Below are 26,504 nucleotides of genomic sequence, written 5' to 3'. Positions count from 1 at the left end.
TGATGGGTCAACGCAGGTTCGGATCATTATCCCTGCGCATTATCCAAGGAGCTTTCATGCACACTTTTCGCCGCAGCGTCGCCCTTCTCGCCCTCAGCGCCGGCACCGTGGCCAGCCTCCCGACCCTGGCCGCGGACGAACTGCACTACAACCAGATTTCCCTGCGCGCCGAAGTCAGCCAGGAAGTGGCCCGCGACCTGATGATCGTGACGCTCTACACCGAAGAGCAGAACACCGATCCGGCCAAGCTCGCCGCCGACATCAGCACCACCATGAACAAGGCCCTCGGCCAGGCCCGCCAGGTCAAGGACGTGACCCTGCGCCAGGGCAGCCGCAACAGCTACCCGATCTACGACGACAAGGGCCAGAAAATCACCGGCTGGCGTGAGCGCGCCGAACTGCGCCTGGAAAGCTCGGACTTCGCCGCGCTGTCCAAGCTCACCGGCGAATTGCTCACCGGACTGAAAATGGCCGGCATGGACTTCGCCATTGCCGACCCGACCCGCAAGGCCAGCGAAGATGCCCTGCTCAAGCAGGCGGTGAACGCGTTCAAGGCTCGCGCCCAGTTGACCACCGAAGCCCTGGGCGGCAAGGGTTACAAGATCGTCAACCTGAACCTCAACACCAACGGTTATCCACAGCCCTACATGCGCGCGCCGATGATGATGAAGGCCGCCGCCATGGATTCAGCACCGTCACCCCGGATGTCGAAGCCGGCACCAGCCAGGTGAGCATGACCGCCGATGGCTCGATTGAAGTACTGATGCCGTAACCCCTCGCGCGACAAAACCTGCAGGGCCTCCTGCGGGTTTGTTTTCCCTCTCGCCAACACGAAAAAGCCGTCTAGGCTGTACGTATAGTTCGGTAACACCGCCGCCCCAACAGGGGGCGATCGCTACCGCCCAGGCACCATATTGGTGCGACCATTGCACTGAAAAAAAACCCTGCGCAAACGGTCAAATGCGGCAAAGTTTATACATATGCGACATTAAGGTACGTTCGTACCACTGTTTAATCCTTGTAGCCGCTCGGCATCTTGCATTGGGTATAGCCCCTGCATAAGTATCCGCAGGTCGACTCACGAGGTCGTCCTCTAATTCCAAAAATGACAACAAATCATGAGGCCACCATGCTCAAACACGCGGTCATTCCGTTTTTAGTCGGCGCCAGCTTGCTAGCTAGCGCACCCTTCGCCTCCGCTGCGACTAACCTGGTGTTCTGCTCCGAAGGGAGCCCGGCCGGTTTTGACCCAGGCCAGTACACCACCGGAACCGACTTCGACGCCTCGGCAGAAACCATGTTCAACCGCCTGAGCCAGTTCGAACGTGGCGGCACCGCCGTGGTGCCTGGCCTGGCGACCAGCTGGGACGTGTCCCCGGATGGCCTGACCTACACCTTCCACCTGCGCGAAGGGGTCAAGTTCCATACCACACCGTATTTCAAGCCGACCCGTGAATTCAACGCCGACGACGTGCTGTTTACTTTCAACCGCATGATCGACAAGGACATGCCGTTCCGCAAAGCCTACCACCGAGTTCCCGTACTTCACGGACATGGGGATGGACACCAACATCAAGAACATCGAAAAAATCGACGATAAGACCGTCAAGTTCACCCTGGGCACTGTCGACGCCGCATTCATCCAGAACATGGCCATGAGTTTCGCCTCGATCCAGTCCGCCGAATACGCCGCGCAACTGTTGAAGGAAGGCAAGCCCGGCGACATCAACCAGAAGCCGGTCGGCACTGGTCCATTCGTGTTCAAGAGTTACCAGAAAGACTCCAACATCCGCTACACCGGCAACAAGGACTACTGGAAGCCTGAAGACGTGAAGATCGACAACCTGATCTTTGCCATCACCACCGACCCGTCGGTGCGTATCCAGAAGCTGAAGAAAAACGAGTGCCAGGTCACCCTGTTCCCGCGCGTCCGGCCGACCTCAAGGCCCTGGGCGAAGACAAGAACCTGCAACTGCCGCACCAGGCCGGCTTCAACCTCGGCTACATCGCCTACAACGTGATGCCGGTGCTCAAGGGCCGCACCGACGCCAACCCGCTGGCCAAGCTCGAAGTTCGCCAGGCGCTGGACATGGCGGTGAACAAACAGCAGATCATCGACTCGGTTTACCAAGGCGCCGGCCAGTTGGCGGTCAACGCCATGCCGCCGACCCAGTGGTCCTATGACGACACCATCAAGGACGCCAAGTACGATCCGGAAAAGGCCAAGGAACTGCTGAAAAAGGCCGACATCAAGCCGGGCACCGAAATCACCCTGTGGGCCATGCCGGTCCAGCGTCCGTACAACCCGAACGCCAAGCTGATGGCTGAAATGCTGCAGTCGGACTGGGCGAAGATCGGCCTCAAGGTCAACATCGTCAGCTACGAGTGGGGCGAGTACATCAAGCGTTCCAAAGGTGGCGAGAACCAGGCCATGATCATTGGCTGGAGCGGTGACAATGGTGACCGGACAACTGGCTGAACGTGCTGTTCGGCTGCGACTCCCTGAGCGGTAACAACTTCTCGAAATGGTGTGACAAGCCGTACGACACCATCATCAAGGAAGCCAAGGCGACCACCGACGTTGCCAAACGCACCGAGCTGTACAAGCAGGCGCAACACCTCCTCAAAGATGCAGTCCCGATGACACCTATCGCGCACTCGACGGTGTATCAACCCATGCGCAACACCGTGCAGGACTTCAAGATCAGCCCGTTTGGCTTGAACTCCTTCTACGGCGTCAGCGTCAGCAAGTAAGGGTCAGCCGTGGCGACGTCAATGACGTCGCCACGGCGCAACCTGCCCAGACAGCGGACTTTGCCTACACATCCATAGCATTGCGAACTACTTCGCAGGGCTACGACGCGTCGACTTTTCTTACCTGTCTTTCGGACCTTACGCATTTACTTTACTACCCGAGCCTCGACTGACTACCGTCGACGACCGGTCGTATCGTATTGGAGCCGGTTTTGCTGAATCCATGGATCTGTACCCGCACGTCCCCCGGACGGGACAAGGGTTTACATCGAATAAGAGAGGGAGCGTCATGCGCCATCAACTGGTTTTATCCGCCCTGTTGGGCACCGGCCTGTTGGCCGCCACATCCATCAGTCACGCTGCAAGCAACAGCCTGGTGTTCTGCTCCGAGGGCAGCCCGGCCGGTTTCGACACCGCGCAATACACCACCGCGACCGACAACGATGCCGCCGAGCCGCTGTACAACCGCCTGGTCGAGTTCGAAAAAGGCGCGACCACCGTGGTGCCGGGCCTGGCGACCGACTGGGATATATCCGAGGATGGCCTGACCTACACCTTCCACCTGCGCGAAGGGGTGAAGTTTCACACCACCAACCAAGTACTTCACACCGAGCCGCGACTTCAATGCCGACGACGTGCTCTTCACCTTCAACCGCATGCTCGATGCCGAGCACCCCTTCCGCAAGGCTTACCCCACCGAGTTCCCCTACTTCAACGGGATGAGCCTGAACAAGAACATCGCCAAGGTCGAGAAGACCGGGCCGCTGACGGTGGTCATGACCCTGAATACGGTAGACGCCGCGTTCATCCAGAACATCGCCATGAGTTTCGCCTCGATCCTATCTGCCGAATACGCCGACCAGTTGCTCGCCGCCGGCAAACCCAGCGAAATCAACCAGAAGCCGGTCGGTACCGGGCCGTTCGTGTTCCAGCGCTACCAGAAAGATTCGCAGATCCGCTACGCGGGCAACAAACAGTACTGGGACCCAAGCCGGGTCAAGCTCGACCAGCTGATTTTTGCGATCAACACCGACGCCTCGGTGCGCGTGCAGAAACTCAAGGCCGGTGAATGCCAGGTCACTCTGCATCCGCGCCCGGCGGACGTCGAGGCACTGAAGAAAGACCCGAAACTGCAACTGATCGAAAAAACCCGGCTTCAACCTCGGCTACATCGCCTACAACGTGCGCCACAAGCCGTTCGACCAGCTCGAAGTGCGCCAGGCGCTGGACATGGCGGTGAACAAGCAAGGCATCCTCAATGCCGTGTACCAGGGCGCCGGCCAGTTGGCGGTCAACGCCATGCCGCCAACCCAGTGGTCCTACGACGAGACCATCAAGGACGCCGCCTTCAACCCGGAAAAAGCCAAGGAAATGCTCCGCGCTGCCGGTGTCAAGGAAGGCACCGAGATCACCCTGTGGGCCATGCCGGTGCAGCGTCCGTACAACCCCAACGCCAAACTGATGGCGGAAATGCTCCAGGCCGACTGGGCAAAAATCGGCCTGAAAGTGAAGATCGTCAGCTACGAATGGGGCGAGTACATCAAGCGCACCAAGAACGGCGAGCATGACATCAGCCTGATCGGCTGGACCGGCGATAACGGTGACCCGGACAACTGGCTGGGCACCTTGTACAGCTGCGACGCGATTGGCGGCAACAACTACTCCATGTGGTGCGACCCCCAGTACGACAAGCTGATCAAGCAAGCCAAGATCGTCACCGACCGTGACCAGCGCACGGTGCTCTACAAACAGGCCCAGCAGTTGCTCAAGCAGCAAGTGCCGATCACCCCGGTTGCCCACTCGACGGTCAACCAGCCCTTGAGCGCCAAAGTCGAAGGCTTCAAGGTCAGTCCCTTCGGCCGCAACGTGTTCTCCGGTGTCGGTATAGACCAATAAACCCATTAACCAAACCTGGGGGCGAAATTCGCCCTCACGCCACACTGCTGCCTGAAATCGGCGATCTGCCCTCATGCAAACGTTTGCGATGCCTTGTATGCGTTAACCACCTAACCGGATCAACCACAAAGACCGGTGTTTATAAAAAGAAAGTAAGGAGCTTCACTGATGAAACTGAGCAACACCGCACTGCTGGCCCTGGCCATCAGCAGCATCACCGCCACCGCTTACGCCGAACCACAAAGCCAGGCGTTCAACCCGGTGACTGTGAACACCGGCAACGCCCAATCCGAGGCCACCGGCTTCGTCGAAGGCCAGAAGATCGACGGCAGTACCCGTAACTGGTACGCCAACGAACAACTGAAGCGCGGCGGCAAGTTCGCCTACAAGAAAGATGGTGTTTTCGACCCCGACTGATCGTCGTATCAACTGGGTCCAGGGCACCATCATCAAATACAACTCCGGTTTCACCGAAGGCACCGTGGGCTTCAGCACCGAGCTGGCGGCGTACAACGCCATCGCCCTGGAACGTGATCGGGAAAACCTCGCCTCGAACAACGGCGGCGCACCGGGCACTCGTCCAGGCGCGGGCAACAACCGCACCCTGACCAAGGAAGGCGGCGACGCCCAGGGCCAGTGGAGCAAGCTGGGCCTGGCCAACGTCAAGGCACGCATGTCCAACACCACCCTGACCGCCGGCCGCATGAACTTCAGCAGCCCGCAGGTCGACGTGATCGGCAACCGTGCCCTGCCCTCGAGCTTCCAGGGCGTGGCGCTGCACAGCGAAGAGCTGAACAACCTGGCCTTTGACCTCGCCACCTTCGATCGCAACTCACCGCGTACCGAAGAGAGTCTGAGCAAATTTCGCTCCGAATACGGCGACATCAATGCCGAAGCCGATCACGTCAACACCGCCGGCATCAGCTACTCGCCGCTGGCCAGCCTGACCACCAGCCTCTGGGCGACCCAGGCTGAAGACCTGTGGAACCAGTACTACTTCGGCGCCACCCACGTGCTGGGCGACAGCTCGGTCGTGAGCCTGACCACCGGCCTGAACTACTACAAGACCCAGGAAGAAGGCAAAGCCAAGCTGGGCAACATCGACAACGACACCTACTCGCTGTCGTTCGGCCTGACCCACCAGGCACACACCCTGACCTTCTCCTACCAGCAAGTGAACGGTAACGAGTACTTCGACTATCTGCACGAAACCAACGGCATCTACCTGGCCAACTCCCTGCTGTCGGACTTCAACGGCCCGAACGAGAAATCCTTCCAGGTTGCCTACGGCTTGAACATGGCCGAGTACGGCGTACCGGGCCTGAAGTTCAACATCTACCAGGCGCGCGGCTGGGGCATCGACGGTACACACTACACCGGTACCGGCTACGACGGCATCCAGGCGCAGGACGGCGAGCACCACTATGAATATGGCATCGGTGCAACCTACGCGGTGCAGAGCGGTCCGCTGAAAGCCACCACCGTACGCGGCACCTACACCGCGCACCGGGCGAGCGAGAACCAGGCTGACGGCAGCATCAACGAGTTCCGTCTGGTCACCACCATTCCGTTCAACATCCTGTAAGTCGCAACAACACCGAGGCCAATTCGACGAATCGGCCTCAACGACTAATCTGCCTCATTGGTTACGGAGGGTTTACATGAATATGCTTCCCTTGCGCGCCGCGCTCGCCGCCACCCTGCTGGCGACAGCGATCGGCGCTTCGGCAAAACCCCTGGTGGTCTGCACCGAAGCCAGCCCGGAGGGTTTCGACCCGGTGCTCTACACCACCGCCGTGACCGCCGACGCGGCAGCGGAAACCCTGTTCAATCGTCTGGTCGACTTCAAGCCCGGCACCGCCGAGATCCAGCCGGCGCTGGCCGAACGCTGGGAAATCAGCCCGGACGGCCTGCAGTACACCTTCCACTTGCGCCAGGGCGTGACCTTTCACACCACCGACTATTTCAAACCGACGCGGCCACTGAATGCCGACGACGTGGTCTGGAGCTTCCAGCGCCAGCTGGACCCGAACCACCCGTGGCACAAGCAGTCCACTGTCGGTTTCCCGTACTTTGAAAGCATGGACTTTCAGAACCTGCTGAAAAGCGTCGAGAAAGTCGACGATCTGACGGTCAAGTTCACCCTGAACCGTCCCGAGGCGCCATTCCTGCTCGACCTCGGCATGGCCTTCACTTCGATCCACTCGGCCGAGTACGCCGATCAGTTGCTCAAGGCCAATAAAATGGCCGACCTCAACAGCAAACCGATTGGCACCGGACCGTTCATCTTCCAGCGCTACGCAAGGATGCCCAGGTCCGCTACAAGGCCAACCCGGAATACTTCCGTGGCAAGGCGCCGGCCGATCCACTGATCTTCGCCATCACCCCGGACAACAACACGCGCCTGCAAAAGCTCAAGGCCAACGAATGCCAGGTCGCGCTATACCCGAAACCCGATGACGTGCCGAGCATCCAGGCCGATCCGAACCTGCAGGTAGTGGGTATCGCCTCAATGTCCACCGGCTACACCGCGATCAACACCAGCCACAAATACCTGAGCGATGTGCGCGTGCGCCAGGCCATCGAGTTGGCGCTGGACAAGCAGACCTACGTCGACACCCTGTACGGCAAAGGCAACGCGATTGCCGCGGTCAACCCGTATCCGCCGGCTCTGCTAGGCTACAACACGGCACTGCAGAACCCGCCCCAGGACCTCGACAAGGCTCGCGCCCTGCTCAAGGAAGCCGGGGTACCGCCAGGTACGGTCTTCACCCTGTACACCCGCAACGCCGGTGGGCCGACCAACCCGAACCCGCAACTGGGTGCGCAGTTGATCCAGGCTGACCTGGCCAAAGTCGGTATCAAGATCGACATCCGAGTCATGGAATGGGCCGAAATGCTCAAGCGCGCGAAGAAAGGCGAACACGACCTGGTATCCGCCGGCTGGAGCGGCGACAACGGTGATCCGGATAACTTCCTGACCCCGCTGCTGAGTTGCGAAGCCGCCAAAAACGGCGAAAACTACAGCCGCTGGTGCAACCAGCCATTTCAGGAACTGATCACCCAGGCTCGGTCCACCACCGACACCGCCGAGCGTGCTGCTCTCTATGAAAAAGCCCTGGCCATCCTCCACGACGAAGTGGTGTGGATCGACCAGGCGCACCCGAAAATGTTTACCGCCATGCGCAAGAATGTCGACGGTTATCACATGAATCCGCTGACCAACAATAACTTCGCCACCACCCAGGTGAAGTAGAAAAAAACCCCGGCCAACCCGCACCCTGGGGCTGGCCGGTACGCCTAACCGGCTGATGAGGTACACCTGAAGATGTTTAGTTTTATTGCCCGCCGACTGGGACTGCTGATCCCCACGTTCTTCGGCATCACCCTGCTGACGTTCGCGTTGATTCGCATGATCCCCGGCGACCCCCGTGGAAGTCATGATGGGCGAACGCCGTGTCGACCCCGAAATGCACGCTCAGGCAATGGAACGCCTTGGATTGAACAAGCCGCTGTACGCCCAGTACCTGGACTACGTCGGCAAACTGGCCCAGGGCGACCTGGGTGAATCGCTGCGTACCCGCGAGAGCGTGTGGACCGAGTTCACTTCGCTGTTCCCGGCGACTCTCGAGCTGTCCATGGCTGCGCTGTTGTTCGCCAGCATCCTCGGCCTGCTGGCCGGGGTGATTGCGGCGCTCAAGCGAGGGTCGCTGTTTGACCATGGGGTGATGGGGATTTCCCTCGCCGGTTATTCGATGCCGATCTTCTGGTGGGGCCTGATCCTCATCATGTTCTTCTCCGTGAGCCTGGGCTGGACCCCGGTGTCCGGGCGGATCGACCTGCTCTACGACATTGAGCCGCGCACTGGTTTCATGCTGATCGATACCCTGCTGGCCGACGAGCCGGACGCGTTTTTCGACGCCCTGCACCACCTGATTCTGCCGGCCATCGTCCTCGGCACCATCCCGCTGGCGGTGATTGCGCGGATGACCCGTTCTTCGATGCTCGAAGTGCTGCGCGAAGATTACATCCGCACCGCCAAGGCCAAAGGCCTCTCGCCGGCGCGCGTGGTGTTCGTCCACGGCCTGCGCAACGCGCTGATCCGGTGCTGACGGTGGTCGGCCTGCAGGTCGGTACGCTGCTTGCCGGTGCAGTGCTGACCGAGACCATTTTCTCCTGGCCGGGCATCGGCAAATGGCTGATCGAGGCCATCGGCGCCCGGGATTATCCGGTGGTGCAAAACGGTATTTTGCTGATCGCCTGCCTGGTGATCCTGGTCAACTTCGTGGTGGACATCCTCTACGGCTTTGCCAACCCACGCATCCGTCACCAGCGCTGAGATCATGACCATGACTAGTCCAACTCAAGTGTCAGCAGTCGATCAAAGCCTGCTGTACCCATCCCCATACAAAGAATTCTGGCACGCCTTCTCCGCAACAAGGGCGCCGTGGCCGGGCTGATGATGTTCATGCTGCTGGTGATCTTCTGCGCGATCTTCGCGCCCTGGGTTGCGCCGCATAACCCCAGCGAGCAGTACCGCGACTTTCTCCTGACCCCGCCGGCCTGGCTCGAAGGCGGGCAGATGCAGTTCCTGCTGGGCACCGACGAACTGGGTCGTGACCTGCTGTCGCGACTGATCCAGGGTTCGCGTCTGTCGCTGATGATCGGTTTGTCGTCGGTGGTCATGTCGCTGATCCCGGGATCCTCCTCGGGCTGTTCGCCGGCTTCTTCCCGCGCCTGCTCGGCCCGACCATCATGCGCCTGATGGACATCATGCTCGCCCTGCCGTCGCTGCTGTTGGCCGTGGCCATTGTCGCGATCCTCGGCCCTGGCCTGATCAACACCGTGATTGCCATCGCCATCGTCTCGTTGCCGTCCTACGTGCGTCTGACCCGTGCTGCGGTGATGGGCGAACTGAACCGCGACTACGTGACCGCCGCACGCCTGGCCGGTGCCGGCCTGCCGCGCCTGATGTTCATCACCGTGCTGCCCAACTGCATGGCGCCGCTGATCGTCCAGGCCACCTTGAGCTTTTCCTCGGCGATCCTCGATGCTGCGGCACTGGGCTTCCTCGGCCTGGGCGTGCAACCGCCGACCCCTGAGTGGGGCACCATGCTGGCTTCGGCCCGCGATTACATCGAACGCGCCTGGTGGGTCGTCAGCCTGCCCGGTTTGACCATTTTGCTCAGCGTGCTGGCAATCAACCTGATGGGCGACGGCCTGCGCGATGCGCTGGATCCGAAGCTCAAGAACGCCGCCTGAGGAGATTCCCATGTCACTGTTAGCAATCAAGAATCTCAACGTGCGCTTTGGCGACAAGACCGCCGTGCCGGTGGTCGACGGCCTCGACCTCAATGTCGACAAGGGTGAAGTGTTAGCCATCGTTGGCGAGTCGGGCTCGGGCAAATCCGTGACCATGATGGCGCTGATGGGCCTGATCGAACACCCCGGCATCGTCACCGCCGACGCCCTGAGCTTCGACGGCAAGGACATGCTCAAATTGAGCAACCGCCAGCGCCGCAAGATCGTCGGCAAGGACCTGGCCATGGTCTTCCAGGACCCGATGACGGCACTGAATCCGAGCTACACCGTCGGTTTCCAGATCGAGGAAGTGCTGCGCCTGCACCTGAAAATGTCCGGCCGCGCCGCGCGCAAACGCGCCATCGAACTGCTGGAAAAAGTCGAGATCCCCGGCGCCGCCAGCCGCATGGACGCCTACCCGCATCAACTGTCCGGCGGCATGAGCCAGCGCGTGGCGATTGCCATGGCGATTGCCGGCGAACCGAAACTGCTGATCGCCGACGAACCGACCACCGCCCTCGACGTGACCATTCAGGCGCAGATCATGGACCTGCTGCTGGCCCTGCAAAAAGAGCAGGACATGGGCCTGGTGCTGATCACCCACGACCTCGCCGTCGTCGCCGAAACCGCCCAGCGCGTCTGCGTGATGTACGCCGGCCAGGCGGTGGAAGTCGGCCAGGTGCCGCAGTTGTTCGACATCCCGGCGCACCCTTATAGCGAGGCACTGCTCAAGGCGATTCCCGAGCACAGCCTCGGCTCGACGCGCCTGGCGACCTTGCCGGGCATCGTCCCGGGCCGCTACGACCGTCCCCAAGGCTGCCTGCTGTCGCCGCGCTGCCCGTACGTACAGGACAGCTGCCGCGCCCAGCGCCCGACCCTCGACCCGAAAAGCCACAGCCTCGCCCGCTGCTTCTATCCCTTGAATCAGGAGGTGGCGTAATGGCCGTCGTCCTTACCGCCCGTGACCTGACCCGTCACTACGAAGTCTCCCGTGGCCTGTTCAAGGGCCACGCCACCGTGCGCGCGCTGAACGGCGTGTCGTTCGAATTGGAGGCCGGCAAAACGTTGGCCGTGGTCGGCGAATCGGGCTGCGGCAAATCCACCCTGGCCCGCGCCCTGACGCTGATCGAAGAGCCGTCCTCAGGCTCACTGAAAATCGCCGGCCAGGAAGTCGCCGGCGCCGACAAGGCCCAGCGCAAGCAGCTGCGCAAAGACGTGCAGATGGTGTTCCAGAGCCCGTACGCCTCGCTCAATCCACGGCAGAAAATCGGCGATCAACTGGCGGAGCCGCTGTTGATCAACACCCAACTATCAGCCGCCGAACGCCGCGAGAAAGTCCAGGCGATGATGAAGCAGGTCGGCTTGCGCCCCGAGCATTACCAGCGCTACCCCGCACATGTTCTCTCGGCGGCCAGCGGCAACGGATCGCCCTCGCCCGGGCAATGATGCTGCAACCGAAAGTGCTGGTGGCGGACGAACCGACTTCGGCCCTCGACGTGTCGATCCAGGCCCAGGTGCTCAACCTGTTCATGGACCTGCAGCAGGAATTCAACACCGGCTACGTGTTCATCTCCCACAACCTCGCCGTGGTGCAACACGTGGCCGACGACGTGATGGTCATGTACCTCGGCCGCCCGGTGGAAATCGGCCCCAAGCACGACATCTACGCCCGCCCCCTGCACCCCTACACCCAGGCGCTGCTGTCCGCCACCCCCACCATCCACCCGACCCGGACAAGCCGAAAATCAAGATCGTCGGCGAACTGCCCAACCCGCTGAACCCGCCACCGGGTTGTGCGTTTCACAAGCGGTGCCCGTATGCGACGCAGCGCTGCAGCAGTGAAGAGCCGGCGTTGCGGCTGGTGGACAGTCGGCAGGTGGCGTGTCATTACGCGGAGCAGTTTGTGGAGGGGGCTGCCTGAAACTGCTCCTACAGGGGACACCATAGCGTTCATCAACCCCGTCCCTGCCGATTGCGCATCAATCGGCAGCGACGGGGTTTTCTTTTATCGGCAACCTACGTCTGGCTATCGCCCTCATCCGGATCATCGGAATCAGGCTCATCAGTGGTCGAGTCATCATCATTGCCCGCGCCACCCTGCCCCTGATCCCCCGGCTCCGATTCCGACTTGGCCAACATCAACCCACTGTGTCCGACCTGCCCACTCGACGCCTGGGTATCGTGCTGCGTGCATTCGGCCCAGGCCATCGACGTCCCGAACGACAACATCACCAACACCTTCAACATCAACAACACCCGCAGCAACCTGTTCATAGCCGCTCCCTTCCTTTCGTAAAGTGCCTGACTGGCGCTGAGTAAAATCTAGCGCGGTTCATCAGGTAGGACGCTTACTAATGGAAAGAAATGCCGGAAACACAGAGACTGGATTTGAATAACACCTATATCAAAACTTGCTAACACCGCTGAACACTGGAGCTGGCTTGTCAGCGAAGAGCGTCAACGATGACGCGTGCATCCTGACGAAACGCGGTGCCCTCAGGTTCATCGTCGGATCGCCGCCCGGAGCGGGCCCGCTCCCTCATTAGAGAATCGGGTCCAGCCAACCAGCACCCGCTGCGAGTCGCAAGCGGGAGTGCAGCCCACAGATTGAGTTGAAGCCAACAAAAAACCCCGCAGCTCTCGCGTGCGGGGTTTTTGGTATTGCCGCTCAGCGCTTAGTGATGCTCACGGGTCGCGCGGAATTTCACGTCGGGCCAGCGCTCTTCCATCAACGCCAGGTTGACCCGGGTCGGAGCCAGGTAGGTCAGGTGACCGCCGCCGTCGACCGCGAGGTTTTCCACGGCCTTGTTGGAAAATTCCTCAAGCTTCTTCTTGTCGCTGCAATCAACCCAGCGTGCCGAGTAAACGGTGATCGGCTCGTAGGAGCATTCGACCTTGTATTCCTCTTTCAGGCGGCTGGCGACCACGTCGAACTGCAGCACACCGACGGCACCGAGGATGATGTCATTGCTGCGTTCCGGGAAGAACACCTGGGTGGCGCCTTCTTCGGCCAGTTGCTGCAGCCCCTGGCGCAGTTGCTTGGACTTCAGCGGATCGCGCAGGCGCACACGGCGGAACAATTCCGGGGCGAAGTGCGGGATGCCGGTGAAACCGAGGACTTCGCCTTCGCTGAAGGTGTCGCCGATCTGAATGGTGCCGTGGTTGTGCAGGCCGATGATGTCGCCGGCGTAGGCCTCTTCCAACTGCTCACGCTCGGAGGAGAAGAAGGTCAGCGCATCGCCGATCCGCACATCCTTGCCAGTACGCACGTGGCGCATTTTCATGCCTTTTTCGTATTTGCCGGAGCAAATGCGCATGAAGGCGATACGGTCGCGGTGTTTCGGGTCCATGTTCGCCTGGATCTTGAAGATGAAGCCCGAGAATTTCTCTTCCACCGGCTCCACGGTGCGCTCGTTGGCCACCCGTGCCAGCGGTTTCGGCGCCCAGTCGACCACGGCGTCGAGCACATGGTCGACCCCAAAGTTGCCGAGTGCTGTACCGAAGAACACCGGGGTCAGCTGACCGTCGAGGAACTCCTGCTGGTTGAATTCGTGGCAAGCGCCCTGCACCAGTTCCAGTTGCTCGACGAAACGCTCGTACTCGTCACCCAGGTGGGCGCGGGCTTCGTCCGAGTCGAGTTTCTCGATGATCTTGGTTTCGGTGCGCTCGTGACCGTGGCCAGCGGTGTAGACAATGATGTAGTCGTCGGCGAGGTGATAGACACCCTTGAAGTCACGGTAGCAACCGATCGGCCAGGTGATAGGCGCAGCCTTGATCTTCAGGACCGCTTCGATTTCATCGAGCAGCTCGATCGGGTCACGGATATCGCGGTCGAGTTTGTTGATGAAGCTCACGATTGGCGTGTCACGCAGACGGCAGACATCCATCAGCGCGATGGTCCGTGGCTCTACACCCTTACCGCCGTCGAGGACCATCAAGGCCGAGTCGACCGCGGTCAGGGTGCGGTAGGTATCTTCGGAGAAGTCTTCATGGCCCGGGGTGTCGAGCAGGTTGATCATGTGCTCGCGATACGGGAACTGCATGACCGACGTGGTAATCGAGATACCCCGCTGCTTTTCCATTTCCATCCAGTCGGAGGTGGCATGGCGGTCGGACTTGCGAGATTTCACCGTGCCGGCAACCGCAATCGCCTTGCCCATCAGCAAGAGTTTCTCGGTGATGGTGGTTTTACCCGCATCGGGGTGGGAAATGATGGCGAAAGTGCGGCGTTTCGCGACTTCGGCGGCCTGGTTGGTCATGGGAAATCGCCTGGCAGGTGATTCAAAAAAGGGCGCAGATTATAGCCCAACTTGAATCAATAACCGAACCGTTGAGCACATCAGGGGTGGCCAAATGCTGCCTGAGATGGGAACCTTTTAAAGCGTAGAGACGTCCACTCCCCTGTTACGACCATTCGTCAGGGACTGAAACATCTGCAAAATCAGCCTGACGAGGCTGTGCTCATGGCTCGACCTCCTGCCGTTCTTACCGGCGTTGGCGAGCTGCTCTTCGTGAACATTTTCCCGGCCGCCAGGCATGGCGTTGCCACACGGGAATGTGTCCGCCGACTGAAAAAAGGAGTCCGCCTGTGGCTATTCGCTATGGCAAAGGGCTGATAGGAGGCGCGCTGGTAATCGCCCTTCTGGCCCTGCTGATCCACTGGATCGGCATCAACACGATCGAACTGTACCGCGACGATTTGTTGTTTTACCTGCAAGCTCATCTGATCCTGGTTCTCGCGTCCATGCTGGCCGCACTCGTCGTCGGCATCCCCGCCGGTATCTGGCTCAGCCGCCCAAGCATGGCCGGTCGCGCCGAACGCTTCATGCAAGTGTTCAACATCGGCAACACCGTACCGCCCCTGGCCGTCCTGGCAATCGCCCTGGGGATCCTCGGGATTGGCAGCGGCCCGGCGATTTTCGCCCTGTTCCTCGCCTCCCTGCTGCCCATCGTGCGCAACACCTACGAAGGCCTGAAAAACGTCCAGGTTTCACTCAAGGAAGCCGCCACCGGCATCGGCATGACCCCGCGCCAGGTGCTGTGGCAGGTCGAATTGCCCAACGCTGTGCCGATCATCATCGGTGGCGTGCGCGTCGCGCTGGCGATCAACGTCGGGACCGCACCGCTGGCGTTCCTGATCGGCGCCAATAGCCTGGGCAGTCTGATTTTCCCCGGCATCGCCCTGAACAATCAGCCGCAATTGCTGCTCGGCGCGGCCTGCACCGCCCTGCTGGCGTTGTTGCTCGATGGCCTGGTGACACTTGCCAGCCGTCTCTGGCTCGAACGCGGCTTGCGCCCGTCTTAAGCCCCGGCAAAGGAATCGTCATGAAAACCACTAGCTTTTTATTAGGCTGCGTCCTGCTGTTCGCAGGATTTGCCCAAGCTGCGGAAAAACCGCTGATCCGCATTGGCGCCCGGGTGTTCACCGAACAGACCCTGCTCGCCGAAATCACCTCGCAATACCTGCGCACCAAGGGTTACGAGGTGCAAGTCACCGGCGGCCTGGGCAGTAATCTGGCGCGCAGTGCCCACGAAAGCGGCCAGTTGGACATGCTCTGGGAATACACCGGCGTTTCGCTGGTGGCCTACAACCATGTCACTGAGAAACTCGATAGCGAGCAGTCCTACGCCCGAGTGAAAGAACTCGACGCGAAAAAAGGCCTGGTCTGGCTGACGCCATCGAAATTCAGCAACACCTATGCCCTCGCCCTGCCGCAGAAAGTGGCGCAGGAATACCCGCAGATCAACAGCATCAGTGACCTCAACCAGGTCCTGCGCCAAGAGAATAAAAGCAACAACCTGGTGGCGCTGGACACTGAGTTCGCCAATCGCTCGGACGGTCTGGCTGGCATGGTCAAACTCTACGACATGGACCTGACGCGCAAGAACATCCGGCAGATGGACGCCGGCCTGGTCTACACCGCGCTGCGCAACGGCCAGGTGTTTGCCGGACTGGTCTACACCACCGACGGTCGCCTGAATGCGTTCGGGCTCAAGCTGCTGGAAGACGACAAACACTACTTCCCGGACTACACCGCTGCCCCAGTGGTACGTCAGGCGTTTCTCGACCAGCACCCGCAACTCGCCGCACAACTCAAGCCGCTGGCCGAACTGTTCGACGACGAGACCATGCGCCAGCTCAATGCCCGGGTCGATGTCGATCACCAGAGCCCTTCCGTGGTTGCCGCTGACTTCCTGCGCCAACACCCGATCAACTGAGGAGAAAACGTCATGGACTTCTTCAACGCTTTTTCCCACCTTGACTGGCAACAGGTCCTGCACCTGACCTGGCAACACATCACCCTGGTCGGCATCGCGGTGACCCTGGCGATTGTCGTCGGCGTGCCGCTGGGCATCCTGATGACCCGCTTCCCCGCGCTTGCCGGACCGCTGCAGGCCAGCGCCACCGTACTGCTGACTGTGCCATCGATTGCCCTGTTCGGCCTGCTGCTGCCGTTCTACTCGAAATTCGGCCAGGGCCTGGGACCGCTGCCGGCGATTACCGCGGTGTTCCTTTATTCCCTGCTGCCGATCATGCGCAACACCTACCTGGCGCTGACCGGCGTCGAACCGGGGATTCGCGAAGCCGCGCGCGGCATCGGCATGACCTTCGGCCAACGCCTGCGCATGGTTGAACTGCCGATCGCGGTGCCGGTGATCCTCGCCGGCGTGCGTACCGCCGTGGTGATGAACATCGGCGTGATGACCATTGCCGCCACCATCGGCGCCGGCGGCCTCGGCGTGCTGATCCTCGCCTCCATCAGTCGCAGCGACATGTCGATGCTGATCGTCGGCGCGCTGCTGGTCAGTCTCCTGGCCATTTTCGCCGACCTGCTCCTGCAATGGCTGCAACGCTCGCTGACTCCAAAAGGACTGCTCAAATGATCGAACTTCAAAACCTGACCAAGACTTTTCAAAGCAACGGCAAGACCGTATCCGCCGTCAACGACGTAAGCCTGACCGTCAACGAAGGCGAAATTTGCGTATTCCTCGGCCCCTCGGGCTGCGGCAAGAGCACCACGCTGAAGATGATCAATCGCCTGATCAAGCCGACCTCGGGCAAGATCCTGATCAACGGCGAAGACACCACCGATCTGGACGCGGTGACCCTGCGCCGTAACATCGGCTACGTGATCCAGCAGATCGGCCTGTTTCCCAACATGACCATCGAAGAAAACATTGTGGTGGTGCCCAAGCTGCTGGGCTGGGACAAGCAGAAATGCCACGACCGCGCCCGCGAGCTGATGAGCATGATCAAGCTCGAGCCCAAGCAGTACCTGCATCGCTACCCGCGTGAATTGTCCGGTGGCCAGCAACAGCGGATCGGGGTGATTCGTGCCCTCGCCGCCGATGCACCGCTGTTGCTGATGGATGAACCCTTCGGTGCGGTCGACCCGATCAACCGCGAGATGATCCAGAACGAGTTCTTCGAAATGCAGCGAGCGCTGAACAAGACGGTGATCATGGTCAGCCATGACATCGACGAAGCGATCAAGCTCGGCGACAAGATCGCCATCTTCCGCGCCGGTAAACTGCTGCAGATCGACCACCCGGACACCCTGCTGGCGCACCCGGCGGATGACTTTGTCAGCAACTTCGTCGGCCAGGACAGCACCCTCAAGCGCCTGCTGCTGGTCAAGGCCGAAGACGCGGCAGACAACGCGCCCTCCGTCAGTCCCGAGACTCCGGTGGCCGACGCACTGGAACTGATGGACGAACACGACCGTCGCTACGTGGTGGTCACCTGCGCCGAGAACAAGGCACTGGGTTATGTACGACGTCGCGACCTGCACCGTCAGACCGGCACCTGCGGCCAGTACCTGCGCGAGTTCAACGCTACGGCGGCCTACGACGAGCACCTGCGCATCCTGTTGTCGCGCATGTACGAATTCAACCGCTCGTGGCTGCCGGTAATGGATGCAGAGCGGGTTTTCCTGGGCGAGGTGACGCAGGAGTCGATTGCGGCGTACCTGAGTTCGGGGCGTTCGCGGGGGATGAAGACCAATATCGTGTCGCCGGCCGAGGTGGCGGCGGTTTGATCACACTTACCATCTGTTAAACCGCAAAAACCTGCAGGAACGAGCCTGCTCGCGATGGCGCAATGTCAGCTGAAGAAAGTATCAGCTGTGAAATTGCTATCGCGAGCAGGCTCACTCCCACAGGTATCGTGTCATTCTCAGCAAAGCATCCACCGGAAAAAAATCTCAACACTCGGCACTGCAAAAAACCACACTTTGAACCGCAAAATCCCTCATAGAAAACTTTCTAGCCGCCAACGTCGCCGATGTTGCGCCCATCGCACTTACCCATGATCGAGCGCACATCAGCATCGAACGTGCAGGTATTTTTAACACCCGAAAATTTTCCGGGAACATCTGCCCGTCATCTGAGTCGGCTACAAAGAGTGCTGTGGAGGACGCACGTCAGAAGCGTGCAAAAACGCGACATTTTTTGTTGCTCTCAAGCCCCTCACGCCCTAAAGTTCGCGCCGAACGTCCATGCTGGAAACGATCCATCCGGCTCAAGTACTGACGACGAGACAGCAAGGCCAAGGGAAAAGCTGAACATCCCATGGCCTTTTTGCTTTCGGCGACATGCCTTGGGAAGTAGGCGAACCAAAGTGGGGATACGGAGGACGTTCATTTGCACCCATTGATTTCTAACGTTTGCCAGTAGGAGCTTCCCGATATGTCGATCCAGGTCGAAGACTATTTCGCGCGCGATACCTTTCAGAAAATGAAGGCGTTCGCCGACAAGCAAGAGACCCCATTCGTGGTGATCGACACCGCGATGATCGCCCAGGCCTATGATGACCTGCGCGCCGGTTTCGAATTCGCCAAGGTCTACTACGCGGTCAAGGCCAACCCGGCCGTCGAGATCATTGATCTGCTCAAGGAAAAGGGTTCGAGCTTCGACATCGCCTCGATCTACGAACTGGACAAGGTCCTGGCTCGCGGTGTCAGCGCCGACCGCATCAGCTACGGCAACACCATCAAGAAGTCCAAGGACATCCGCTACTTCTACGACAAAGGTGTGCGCCTGTACTCCACCGACTCCGAAGCCGACCTGCGCAACATCGCCAAGGCCGCACCGGGTTCGAAAGTCTACGTGCGCATCCTTACCGAAGGCTCGACCACCGCTGACTGGCCACTGTCGCGAAAATTCGGCTGCCAGACCGACATGGCCATGGACCTGCTGATCCTCGCTCGCGACCTCGGCCTGGTGCCGTACGGCGTGTCGTTCCACGTCGGTTCGCAACAGCGTGACATCAGCGTCTGGGACGCAGCGATCGCCAAGGTCAAAGTGATCTTCGAGCGTCTGAAAGAAGAAGACGGCATCGTCCTCAAGCTGATCAACATGGGCGGCGGCTTCCCGGCCAACTACATCACCCGTACCAACAGCCTGGAAACCTACGCCGAGGAAATCATCCGCTTCCTCAAGGAAGACTTCGGCGACGACCTGCCGGAAATCATCCTCGAGCCGGGCCGTTCGTTGATTGCCAACGCCGGCATCCTGGTCAGCGAAGTGGTGCTGGTTGCACGGAAATCGCGCACTGCCGTCGAGCGTTGGGTGTACACCGACGTGGGCAAATTCTCCGGCCTGATCGAAACCATGGACGAAGCCATCAAGTTCCCGATCTGGACCGAGAAGAAAGGCGAGATGGAAGAAGTGGTCATCGCCGGCCCGACCTGCGACAGCGCCGACATCATGTACGAGAACTACAAGTACGGCCTGCCGCTGAACCTGGCCATCGGCGACCGCCTGTACTGGCTGTCCACCGGTGCCTACACCACCAGCTATAGCGCAGTTGAATTCAACGGCTTCCCGCCACTGAAGTCGTTCTACGTTTAATAGCGACCTGTAGGAGCGAGCCCGCTCGCGAAAAACCAGAGAGCAACGCGTTCACCCAAACTGAACGCGTTGCTACGCTACCTGCAACTGCTCCATACGTAGCCTGTAATCCTCCGCCATCGCCCGAATCCGCACATCCTGCGCACTCTCCAGCGCCTGACTCGCCACCGCGAGAAACTTCAGGTTGCCACCCGCCAGCGCCTCACGCAGCCATCCCAGCGCCGCCTCTATCTGCCCCTGGCCGGCCAGCACTGCTGCATAGCTGAACTGCCCGCGAAAATCCCCGCCCAGTGCCGAACGCCGGTACCACTCGACCGCGCCCGCCGGATCGGCCGGACAAAACCGCCCTTCCTCCAGATAGCGCCCCACCAGGTTCATCGACTTGGCGTGGCCCCGTTCAGCGGCACGACGATACAAGCCCAGTGCCTGGGGCTGATCCTCGAGCACCCCGCGCCCGGTCGCCAGCAGGTTGGCGAGGTTATACATCGCCCAATCCAGGCCCGCTTCGGCGGCGACTCGATAGTGTCGCGCGGCAACGGCAGCGTCTGCGGAACACCCCCAACCGTGCTCATGACAACGGCCGAGCATGTTGCGCGCCATCAGGTGGCCCTGTTGCGCCGCGATGCCGAACCAACGCATGGCCAGCGCCTGATCCTGGGCGATGCCCTGGCCGTCGAGCAGAATCTGCCCGAGCAAGGCCTGGGCCTCGAGTTCACCTTCGCGGGCGGCGATCAGAATCGCCTGGGCCGCGCGGGCCGGGCTTTCGTCGAGCATGGCGCGCAGGCGCTCGGCGTCGAGGGTTTCTTCGCGGCGTAAACGAAAATCGGTCACTTACACCTCGACCCAGCGCCGCAGCAGGTTGTGGTAGGTGCCGGTCAGGCGAATCAACGAGGGGTGATCGGGCATGTCGGCGGTCAATTGCTGGATCGCCTCGTCCATCTCGAACAACAAGGCACGCTGGCTGTCCTCGCGGACCAGGCTCTGGGTCCAGAAGAACGAGGCGTAACGCGTGCCGCGAGTGACTGCGTTGACCTTGTGCAGGCTGGTGCCCGGGTATAGCACCATGTCGCCGGCAGGCAACTTCACGCGCTGGGTGCCGAAGGTGTCCTGGATCTCCAGTTCGCCGCCGTCGTATTCGTCCGGATCGCTGAAGAACAGGGTCGACGACAGGTCGGTGCGCACCCGCTCGACGCTGCCTTTGGGCTGGCGCACGGCGTTGTCGATATGAAAGTCGAAACTGCCGCCGGCGGTGTAGCAGTTGAGCAGCGGCGGAAACACCTTATGCGGCAGCGCGGCTGACATGAAGCGCGGATTTTTCCACAACCGGTCGAGCATCGCCGCGCCGATTTCCTGAGCCAGCGCATGGCCTTCGGGCAATTGCAGGTTGTGCTTGGCCTTCGCCGACTGGAACCCGGCGGTGATCTTGCCATCCGCCCAATCGGCCTGTTGCAGAGCCTCGCGAATGCGCTGCACCTCCTCACGGGAGAACAAGCCGGGAATGTGCAGCAGCATGGCGCGATACCTGAAAGTCAAGAGGGTGGTAATGGTATTGATTCTTATTGATGAAGTAAAACCGGCATGACGAACGAGAACGTAAAAACCGTAAGGACAAATTGTAAAGAATGTAAATTCAGTGCAAATAGCAATAAATCGCAATTGTTAGAAATACCTGTTTACCCTATATTCCGCGTCCTCAAATCCTTGGGGAGGGGAATTCACCATGTCACGTCAACTACCACAATCACCCGTCAGCACGCCGCGCTTGCTCGCTTCCGCCATCGGCGTGGCGATCACCGCCGGCTCCGCCGGCCAGATGGTTTTCGCCGCAGAAAAGACCGACGCGAAGACTTCCGGCAATGCGATCGCGCTGGACGCCACCAGCGTTACCGGTGAGGCGCAGGACTCAACGTCCTACCAGGTTGAAAAGGCATCCTCGCCCAAGTACACCGCGCCGTTGGTTGACACCCCACGTTCCGTGACCGTGATTCCGCAACAAGTCCTCAAGGACACTGGCGCCCTGAACATGCAGGACGCCCTGCGCACCGTTCCCGGCATCACCTTCGGCGCTGGCGAAGGCGGCAACCCGCAAGGCGACCGTCCGTTTATCCGCGGCTTCGACGCCCAGGGTGATACCTACCTCGACGGCGTGCGCGACACCGGTTCGCAGAGCCGCGAAATCTTCGCCGTTGAATCGATCGAAGTCAGCAAAGGCCCGAACTCCGCCATTGGCGGTCGTGGCGCAGCCGGCGGCACCATCAACCTGGTGAGCAAGAAGGCGCATCTGGGCGATTCGTTCGACGGTGGCTTCACCTACGGTTCCGACCAGACCCGCCGCTACACCCTGGACGGCAACTACCAGTTCAGTGACAGCGCCGCTGGCCGTTTGAACCTGATGAGCCACGAAAGCAATGTGGCCGGCCGTGACAGCGTCGACTACGACCGCTGGGGCGTCGCGCCATCCCTGGTCTTCGGCCTGGGCACCGATACCCGCGTCAACCTCGACTACTACCATCTGGAAAGCAACGACACGCCAGATTCGGGCATTCCTTACACCATCCCGGCCGGCGGCTCGGCTGCGCGCACCAAGTCCAATCCGGACAAGCCCTACGCCGGCGGTGACAGCAGCAACTTCTACGGCCTGGACAACCGCGACTTCCGCAAGACCCGTACCGACACCGCGACCTTCGCCATCGAGCACGACCTGAACGACGCGCTGACCGTGAAGAACACCCTGCGTCACGGCAGCAGCATGCAGGACTACATCCTGACCCAGCCAGACGACAGCAAGGGCAACGTCAACAACGGTACGGTGTGGCGCCGCGCCAACACCCGCGTCAGCAACACCGACACCACCACCAACCAGACCGATCTGTTTGGTGACGTGTACATCGCTGGCTTCAAGAACAGCTTCTCCACCGGTATCGAGTTCAGCCGCGAGGAAAGCGAAAAGTCCAGCTACAACGTCAACACCGACACCGTGCCTGGCGGCGCTGCCAACAGCAACTGCACCCCGGCGATGGTCGGCGCATCCAGCGGCTTCAACTGCACCTCGCTGTCCAACCCGACGCCGAGCGATCCGTGGAACGGCGCGATCTCGCGCAACTACGCCGGCACCGACACCGATGCCAACACCCGCGCCATCTATCTGTTCGACACCCTCGAGTTGTCCGAACAATGGCTGGTGAACATGGGTCTGCGCTACGACCACTTCGACACCCAATACAAGTCCTACACCGCTGCCGGCGCAACTACCTACAAAGGTAAGGACACCAGCGAGTTCATCACCGGTCAGTTCGGCGTGGTCTACAAGCCGGCGGAGAACGGCAGCATCTACGCGTCCTACGCCACTTCCGCGACCCCACCGGGCAACTACGTCGGTGAAGGCCAGGAAGGCAACGCCCTGGGTGGTACACCCGACCGTTCGGGTAACCAGATCAAGAGCGACATGGAGCCGGAAACCACCAAGAACTACGAAATCGGCACCAAGTGGGACCTGCTGAACGATCGCCTGTCGCTGACCGCCGATATCTTCCGTACCGAGAAAGACAACGCCCGCGTTCAGGTTGACTCGACCACCTATGAAAACGCCGGCAAAACCCGCGTTCAAGGTATCGAGTTGTCGGCCACCGGCAAGATCACCGACAAGTGGCAAGTGTTCGCCGGCTACGCCTACATGGACAGCGAGCAAGTTGACGGCGGCCCGCTCAGCGTGACCGACGGCAACGAATTGCCGAACACCCCGAAAAACAGCGCCAGCGTCTGGACCACTTACCAGATCACGCCGAAGCTGACCGTCGGTGGCGGCGCGTTCTACGTCGACGACGTGTTCGGCAGCGTGGCCAACACCACCATGGTTGATTCCTACGTTCGCTACGATGCAATGGCCGCCTACAAGCTGACCAAAAACATCGACCTGCAACTGAACGTGCAGAACCTGACCGACGAAACCTACTACGACAAGGCTTTCTCGACCCACTTCGCCAACCAGGCGGCGGGCCGTACGGCATTGCTGAGCACTAACTTCCACTTCTGATGGAAGCGTGAACACCAGGGCCCCGTTCATCTCGATGAGCGGGGCCTTTGTGCGTAAAAGGCAAAGCCTGCAGACAACCCACGGCATAATGCGCGCCGTGAAAATTCTTTGAACGAAACAAGGCGGTCGATGTGTTGAAGAAAACCCTGTTCCAGCTGCACTGGTTCTTCGGCATCAGCGCAGGCCTGGTACTGGCCTTGATGGGCTTTACCGGCGCCACGGTGTCGTTTCAGGACGAGATCATGCGGGCCATCAACCCCCAGGTGTTGCGGGTGGAAAAACTCCCGGCCGGGGTGTTGCCGCCGGTTGAGCTGGTGGCCAAGGCCGAGGCCATCGAAGGCAAGAAAGTCGCGATGCTCTGGGTCGACACCGACAGTGGCTATGCCGCGCGCCTGTTCTTCACTCCGCCGCCGGGGGAGCGGCGCGGGCAGATGCGCTACGTCAACCCGTACACCGGCGAATTCACCGGCGATGCCGTGGGCCAGGACTTCTTCGGCCTGATGCTGCAGCTGCACCGATTCCTGGCGATGGGCGATACCGGTCGGCAGATCACCGGCGCCTGCACCCTGATCCTGATCTTTTTCTGCCTGTCCGGGCTCTACCTGCGCTGGCCGCGCCAGTGGCAAAGCTGGCGCGCCTGGCTGACCCTGGACTGGAAGAAGAAAGGCCGCAGCTTCAATTGGGACCTGCACTCGGTGGCCGGCACCTGGTGCTTGCTGGCTTACCTGTTGGCGGCCCTGACCGGGCTGACCTGGTCGTACGAGTGGTACAACAAGGGTGTGACCCGACTGCTGTCCGACGCTCCGCAGAACGAGCGCGTGCGCCAGGGTCGCGGTGCGCGACCACCGGCGGGACCGCCCCCGGTGGCTGACTACAACGCGATCTGGAGCAGCATCTACAGCGCCGCCGGGCCGGACCTGAGCGCCTACAACGTGCGTATGCCGCCAGTGGCCGGCCAACCCGCGACCGTGTTCTACCTGCTGAAAACCTCGCCCCATGAGCGTGCGTTGAACCAGATCAGCCTCGACCCGGCCACCGGAGTGATCAAGCGTCACGATCGCTACAGCGACAAGAGCTTCAAGGCGCAACTGTTGACCAGCGTGTACGCGCTGCACGTCGGCAGTTATTTCGGCCTCGCCGGACGCATCATCTTGATGGTCACCTCGTTGCTGATGCCGCTGTTCTTTATCACCGGCTGGCTGCTCTACCTCGACCGTCGACGCAAGAAACGCCAGATCAAGCAGGCGCGTAAAGACCTTGCGCCGAGCAATAGCAACACTCCGGCCTGGTTGATCGGCTTCGCCAGCCAGAGTGGGTTTGCCGAACAATTGGCCTGGCAGACCGCCAGCCAACTGCAAGCGGCCGGCATGCCGGTCAAGGTCCAGCCCTTGGCGTCCGTTAGCGAGCAAGACCTGCGTGAATCGAACAACGCATTGTTCGTGGTCAGCACCTTCGGCGACGGCGAAGCGCCGGACAGTGCCCGTGGTTTCGAGCGCAAGGTCCTGGGCCAGGCAGCCAGCCTGGGCAGCCTGAACTATGCGGTGCTCGGCCTGGGTGATCGCCAGTACCAGCACTTCTGCGGTTTCGCCCGGCGCCTGCACCAGTGGCTGGCGCAGCACGGCGGCACCACGCTGTTTGCCCCGGTTGAAGTCGACAGCGGCGATCCCTATGCCCTGCGTCACTGGCAACAGCAACTCGGTCATCTGACCGGGCAGGCCCCGGCCGAACTTTGGCAGGCCCCTGGCTACAACAACTGGACCCTTGATCGGCGCGAGCTGATGAACCCGGATAGCAGTGGTTCAGGCGTGTACTTGCTGGGCTTGAGCGCACCCGATAACAGCAGTTGGCTGGCAGGTGACCTGGTGGAAGTGCTGCCACGCAACTGTCCGTGGGCGATTGAGCATTTCCTCGATGGCCTTGGCATCCCCGGCAACACCTCGGTGCAACTCGATGGTCTGCTGGAAACCCTTGAGCAAGCCCTGGCCAGCCGTCAGTTGCCGAACAACCGCGCACATCTGGTGGGCCTGCATGCCCAGGCGCTGGTCGATGCGCTGGTGCCACTGGCCATGCGCGAATATTCGATCGCCTCGATTGCCGCCGACGGTGTGCTGGAGTTGATCGTGCGCCAGGAACGGCATGCCGATGGCAGCCTGGGCATCGGTTCGGGCTGGCTGACCGAGCACGCACCACTGGGCTCGCCAATCAGCCTGCGGGTACGGCGCAACAGCGGCTTCCATCTGCCGCCGACCCCGGTGCCGATGATTCTGCTGGGCAACGGCACCGGCCTTGCTGGTCTGCGCAGCCTGCTGAAAGCACGAATAGCCGACGGCCAGACACGCAATTGGCTGCTGTTCGGCGAGCGTAATCGGGAACACGACTACCTGTGCCGCGACGAATTGGAGAGCTGGCTGATCGAGGGTGACCTGGAGCGCCTGGACCTGGCTTTTTCACGGGATCAGGCTGAGAAAATCTACGTCCAGGATCGGTTGCGCGAATCGGCGGTGCTATTGAAAAAGTGGCTGGCGGAGGGTGCGGTGATTTATATCTGCGGCAGTTTGCAGGGGATGGCGTCGGGGGTGGATCAGGTGCTCAACGAGGTGCTTGGCCCTGACGAGGTTGAGCGTTTGATCGAGCAAGGGCGATATCGCCGGGACGTGTACTGATCCAC

At 60.8% G+C, this 26,504-nt stretch carries 14 protein-coding genes and 8 pseudogenes; 18 read left to right on the top strand and 4 right to left on the bottom strand.

The genetic code is table 11. From position 1 onward, the window contains the following. Nucleotides 1-56: 56 nt before the first annotated feature. The 11 genes and pseudogenes from KW062_RS04655 to KW062_RS29205 all read left to right on the top strand — a co-directional run bounded on the left by KW062_RS04655 (nucleotide 57) and on the right by KW062_RS29205 (nucleotide 11,872). Nucleotides 57-772: pseudogene (locus KW062_RS04655) on the top strand (SIMPL domain-containing protein). Nucleotides 773-1,129: 357 nt separating this feature from the next. After that, nucleotides 1,130-2,754 (top strand): annotated as a pseudogene (locus KW062_RS04650) (ABC transporter substrate-binding protein). Nucleotides 2,755-3,043: 289 nt separating this feature from the next. Then, nucleotides 3,044-4,650 (top strand): annotated as a pseudogene (locus tag KW062_RS04645) (ABC transporter substrate-binding protein). A gap of 168 nt (nucleotides 4,651-4,818) precedes the next feature. After that, nucleotides 4,819-6,235: pseudogene (locus KW062_RS04640) on the top strand (OprD family porin). A 76-nt stretch (nucleotides 6,236-6,311) separates the two neighbouring features. Beyond that, nucleotides 6,312-7,906 (top strand): annotated as a pseudogene (locus KW062_RS04635) (ABC transporter substrate-binding protein). Nucleotides 7,907-7,978: 72 nt separating this feature from the next. Next, a pseudogene (locus KW062_RS04630) lies at nucleotides 7,979-8,989 on the top strand (ABC transporter permease subunit). Between the two features lie 10 nt (nucleotides 8,990-8,999). Then, nucleotides 9,000-9,912: pseudogene (locus KW062_RS04625) on the top strand (ABC transporter permease subunit). A 10-nt stretch (nucleotides 9,913-9,922) separates the two neighbouring features. Continuing rightward, the gene (locus KW062_RS04620; RefSeq protein WP_218424821.1) at nucleotides 9,923-10,891 is read left to right on the top strand and encodes an ABC transporter ATP-binding protein; all 969 of its coding nucleotides are present in this window, start codon (nucleotides 9,923-9,925) and stop codon (nucleotides 10,889-10,891) included. Then, nucleotides 10,891-11,378 (top strand): annotated as a pseudogene (locus tag KW062_RS29215) (ATP-binding cassette domain-containing protein); the annotation flags it as partial. The gene KW062_RS04620 and the pseudogene KW062_RS29215, both read left to right, overlap by 1 nt. 15 nt (nucleotides 11,379-11,393) lie before the next feature. Next, nucleotides 11,394-11,729, top strand: coding sequence for an ABC transporter ATP-binding protein (locus tag KW062_RS29210; protein WP_371321445.1), 336 nt, complete (start codon nucleotides 11,394-11,396; stop codon nucleotides 11,727-11,729). After that, complete coding sequence (locus tag KW062_RS29205; RefSeq protein WP_371321444.1) at nucleotides 11,696-11,872, top strand: oligopeptide/dipeptide ABC transporter ATP-binding protein; 177 nt, start codon at nucleotides 11,696-11,698, stop codon at nucleotides 11,870-11,872. The genes KW062_RS29210 and KW062_RS29205 overlap by 34 nt, the downstream gene beginning before the upstream one ends. Before the next feature lie 95 nt (nucleotides 11,873-11,967). On the opposite strand, the gene KW062_RS04610 is transcribed toward KW062_RS29205, so the two are convergent. Both KW062_RS04610 and KW062_RS04605 read right to left on the bottom strand, forming a co-directional pair. Continuing rightward, nucleotides 11,968-12,225 (bottom strand): hypothetical protein, encoded by a 258-nt coding sequence (locus KW062_RS04610; RefSeq protein ID WP_105754827.1) that lies wholly within the window; start codon nucleotides 12,223-12,225, stop codon nucleotides 11,968-11,970. A 401-nt stretch (nucleotides 12,226-12,626) separates the two neighbouring features. Then, nucleotides 12,627-14,210: a peptide chain release factor 3 gene (locus tag KW062_RS04605; RefSeq protein WP_027619380.1), complete on the bottom strand. Its 1,584-nt coding sequence runs from the start codon at nucleotides 14,208-14,210 to the stop codon at nucleotides 12,627-12,629. 296 nt (nucleotides 14,211-14,506) lie between these two features. Here KW062_RS04605 and KW062_RS04600 point away from each other — a divergent pair, with 296 nt between their 5' ends. From KW062_RS04600 to KW062_RS04580, 5 genes are all read left to right on the top strand, one after another. After that, nucleotides 14,507-15,256 carry an ABC transporter permease gene (locus KW062_RS04600; protein ID WP_371321428.1) on the top strand — a complete coding sequence of 250 codons (750 nt, stop codon included), beginning with the start codon at nucleotides 14,507-14,509 and terminating at the stop codon, nucleotides 15,254-15,256. Nucleotides 15,257-15,276: 20 nt separating this feature from the next. Further along, the gene (locus tag KW062_RS04595; RefSeq protein ID WP_027619378.1) at nucleotides 15,277-16,170 is read left to right on the top strand and encodes a glycine betaine ABC transporter substrate-binding protein; all 894 of its coding nucleotides are present in this window, start codon (nucleotides 15,277-15,279) and stop codon (nucleotides 16,168-16,170) included. A gap of 12 nt (nucleotides 16,171-16,182) precedes the next feature. Beyond that, on the top strand, nucleotides 16,183-16,836 hold the full coding sequence (locus KW062_RS04590) for an ABC transporter permease (RefSeq protein ID WP_027619377.1): 654 nt from the start codon (nucleotides 16,183-16,185) through the stop codon (nucleotides 16,834-16,836). After that, the gene (locus tag KW062_RS04585; RefSeq protein ID WP_027619376.1) at nucleotides 16,833-17,990 is read left to right on the top strand and encodes an osmoprotectant ABC transporter ATP-binding protein OsmV; all 1,158 of its coding nucleotides are present in this window, start codon (nucleotides 16,833-16,835) and stop codon (nucleotides 17,988-17,990) included. Before KW062_RS04590 ends, KW062_RS04585 begins: the two co-directional genes overlap by 4 nt. Nucleotides 17,991-18,639: 649 nt before the next feature. Beyond that, complete coding sequence (locus KW062_RS04580; RefSeq protein ID WP_027619375.1) at nucleotides 18,640-19,803, top strand: type III PLP-dependent enzyme; 1,164 nt, start codon at nucleotides 18,640-18,642, stop codon at nucleotides 19,801-19,803. Nucleotides 19,804-19,875: 72 nt separating this feature from the next. On the opposite strand, the gene KW062_RS04575 is transcribed toward KW062_RS04580, so the two are convergent. Then, the gene (locus KW062_RS04575) at nucleotides 19,876-20,634 is read right to left on the bottom strand and encodes a tetratricopeptide repeat protein (protein WP_256350888.1); all 759 of its coding nucleotides are present in this window, start codon (nucleotides 20,632-20,634) and stop codon (nucleotides 19,876-19,878) included. Further along, nucleotides 20,635-21,315 carry a Fe2+-dependent dioxygenase gene (locus KW062_RS04570; RefSeq protein WP_105754829.1) on the bottom strand — a complete coding sequence of 227 codons (681 nt, stop codon included), beginning with the start codon at nucleotides 21,313-21,315 and terminating at the stop codon, nucleotides 20,635-20,637. A 208-nt stretch (nucleotides 21,316-21,523) separates the two neighbouring features. Between KW062_RS04570 and KW062_RS04565 the strand changes: the two genes are divergently transcribed. Together KW062_RS04565 and KW062_RS04560 are read left to right on the top strand one after the other, a co-directional pair. Further along, entirely contained in the window at nucleotides 21,524-23,836 is a 2,313-nt protein-coding gene (locus KW062_RS04565) for a TonB-dependent receptor (protein WP_027619372.1), read from the top strand. Nucleotides 23,837-23,967: 131 nt separating this feature from the next. Continuing rightward, on the top strand, nucleotides 23,968-26,499 hold the full coding sequence (locus KW062_RS04560; RefSeq protein WP_105754830.1) for a PepSY domain-containing protein: 2,532 nt from the start codon (nucleotides 23,968-23,970) through the stop codon (nucleotides 26,497-26,499). The last annotated feature ends 5 nt before the right edge of the window (nucleotides 26,500-26,504 follow it).

Source organism: Pseudomonas fluorescens (assembly GCF_019212185.1).
Lineage (GTDB): Bacteria > Pseudomonadota > Gammaproteobacteria > Pseudomonadales > Pseudomonadaceae > Aquipseudomonas.
The sequence above is the reverse complement of the archived record's forward strand: the minus strand, read 5'-3'. Positions and strand labels throughout refer to the sequence as shown.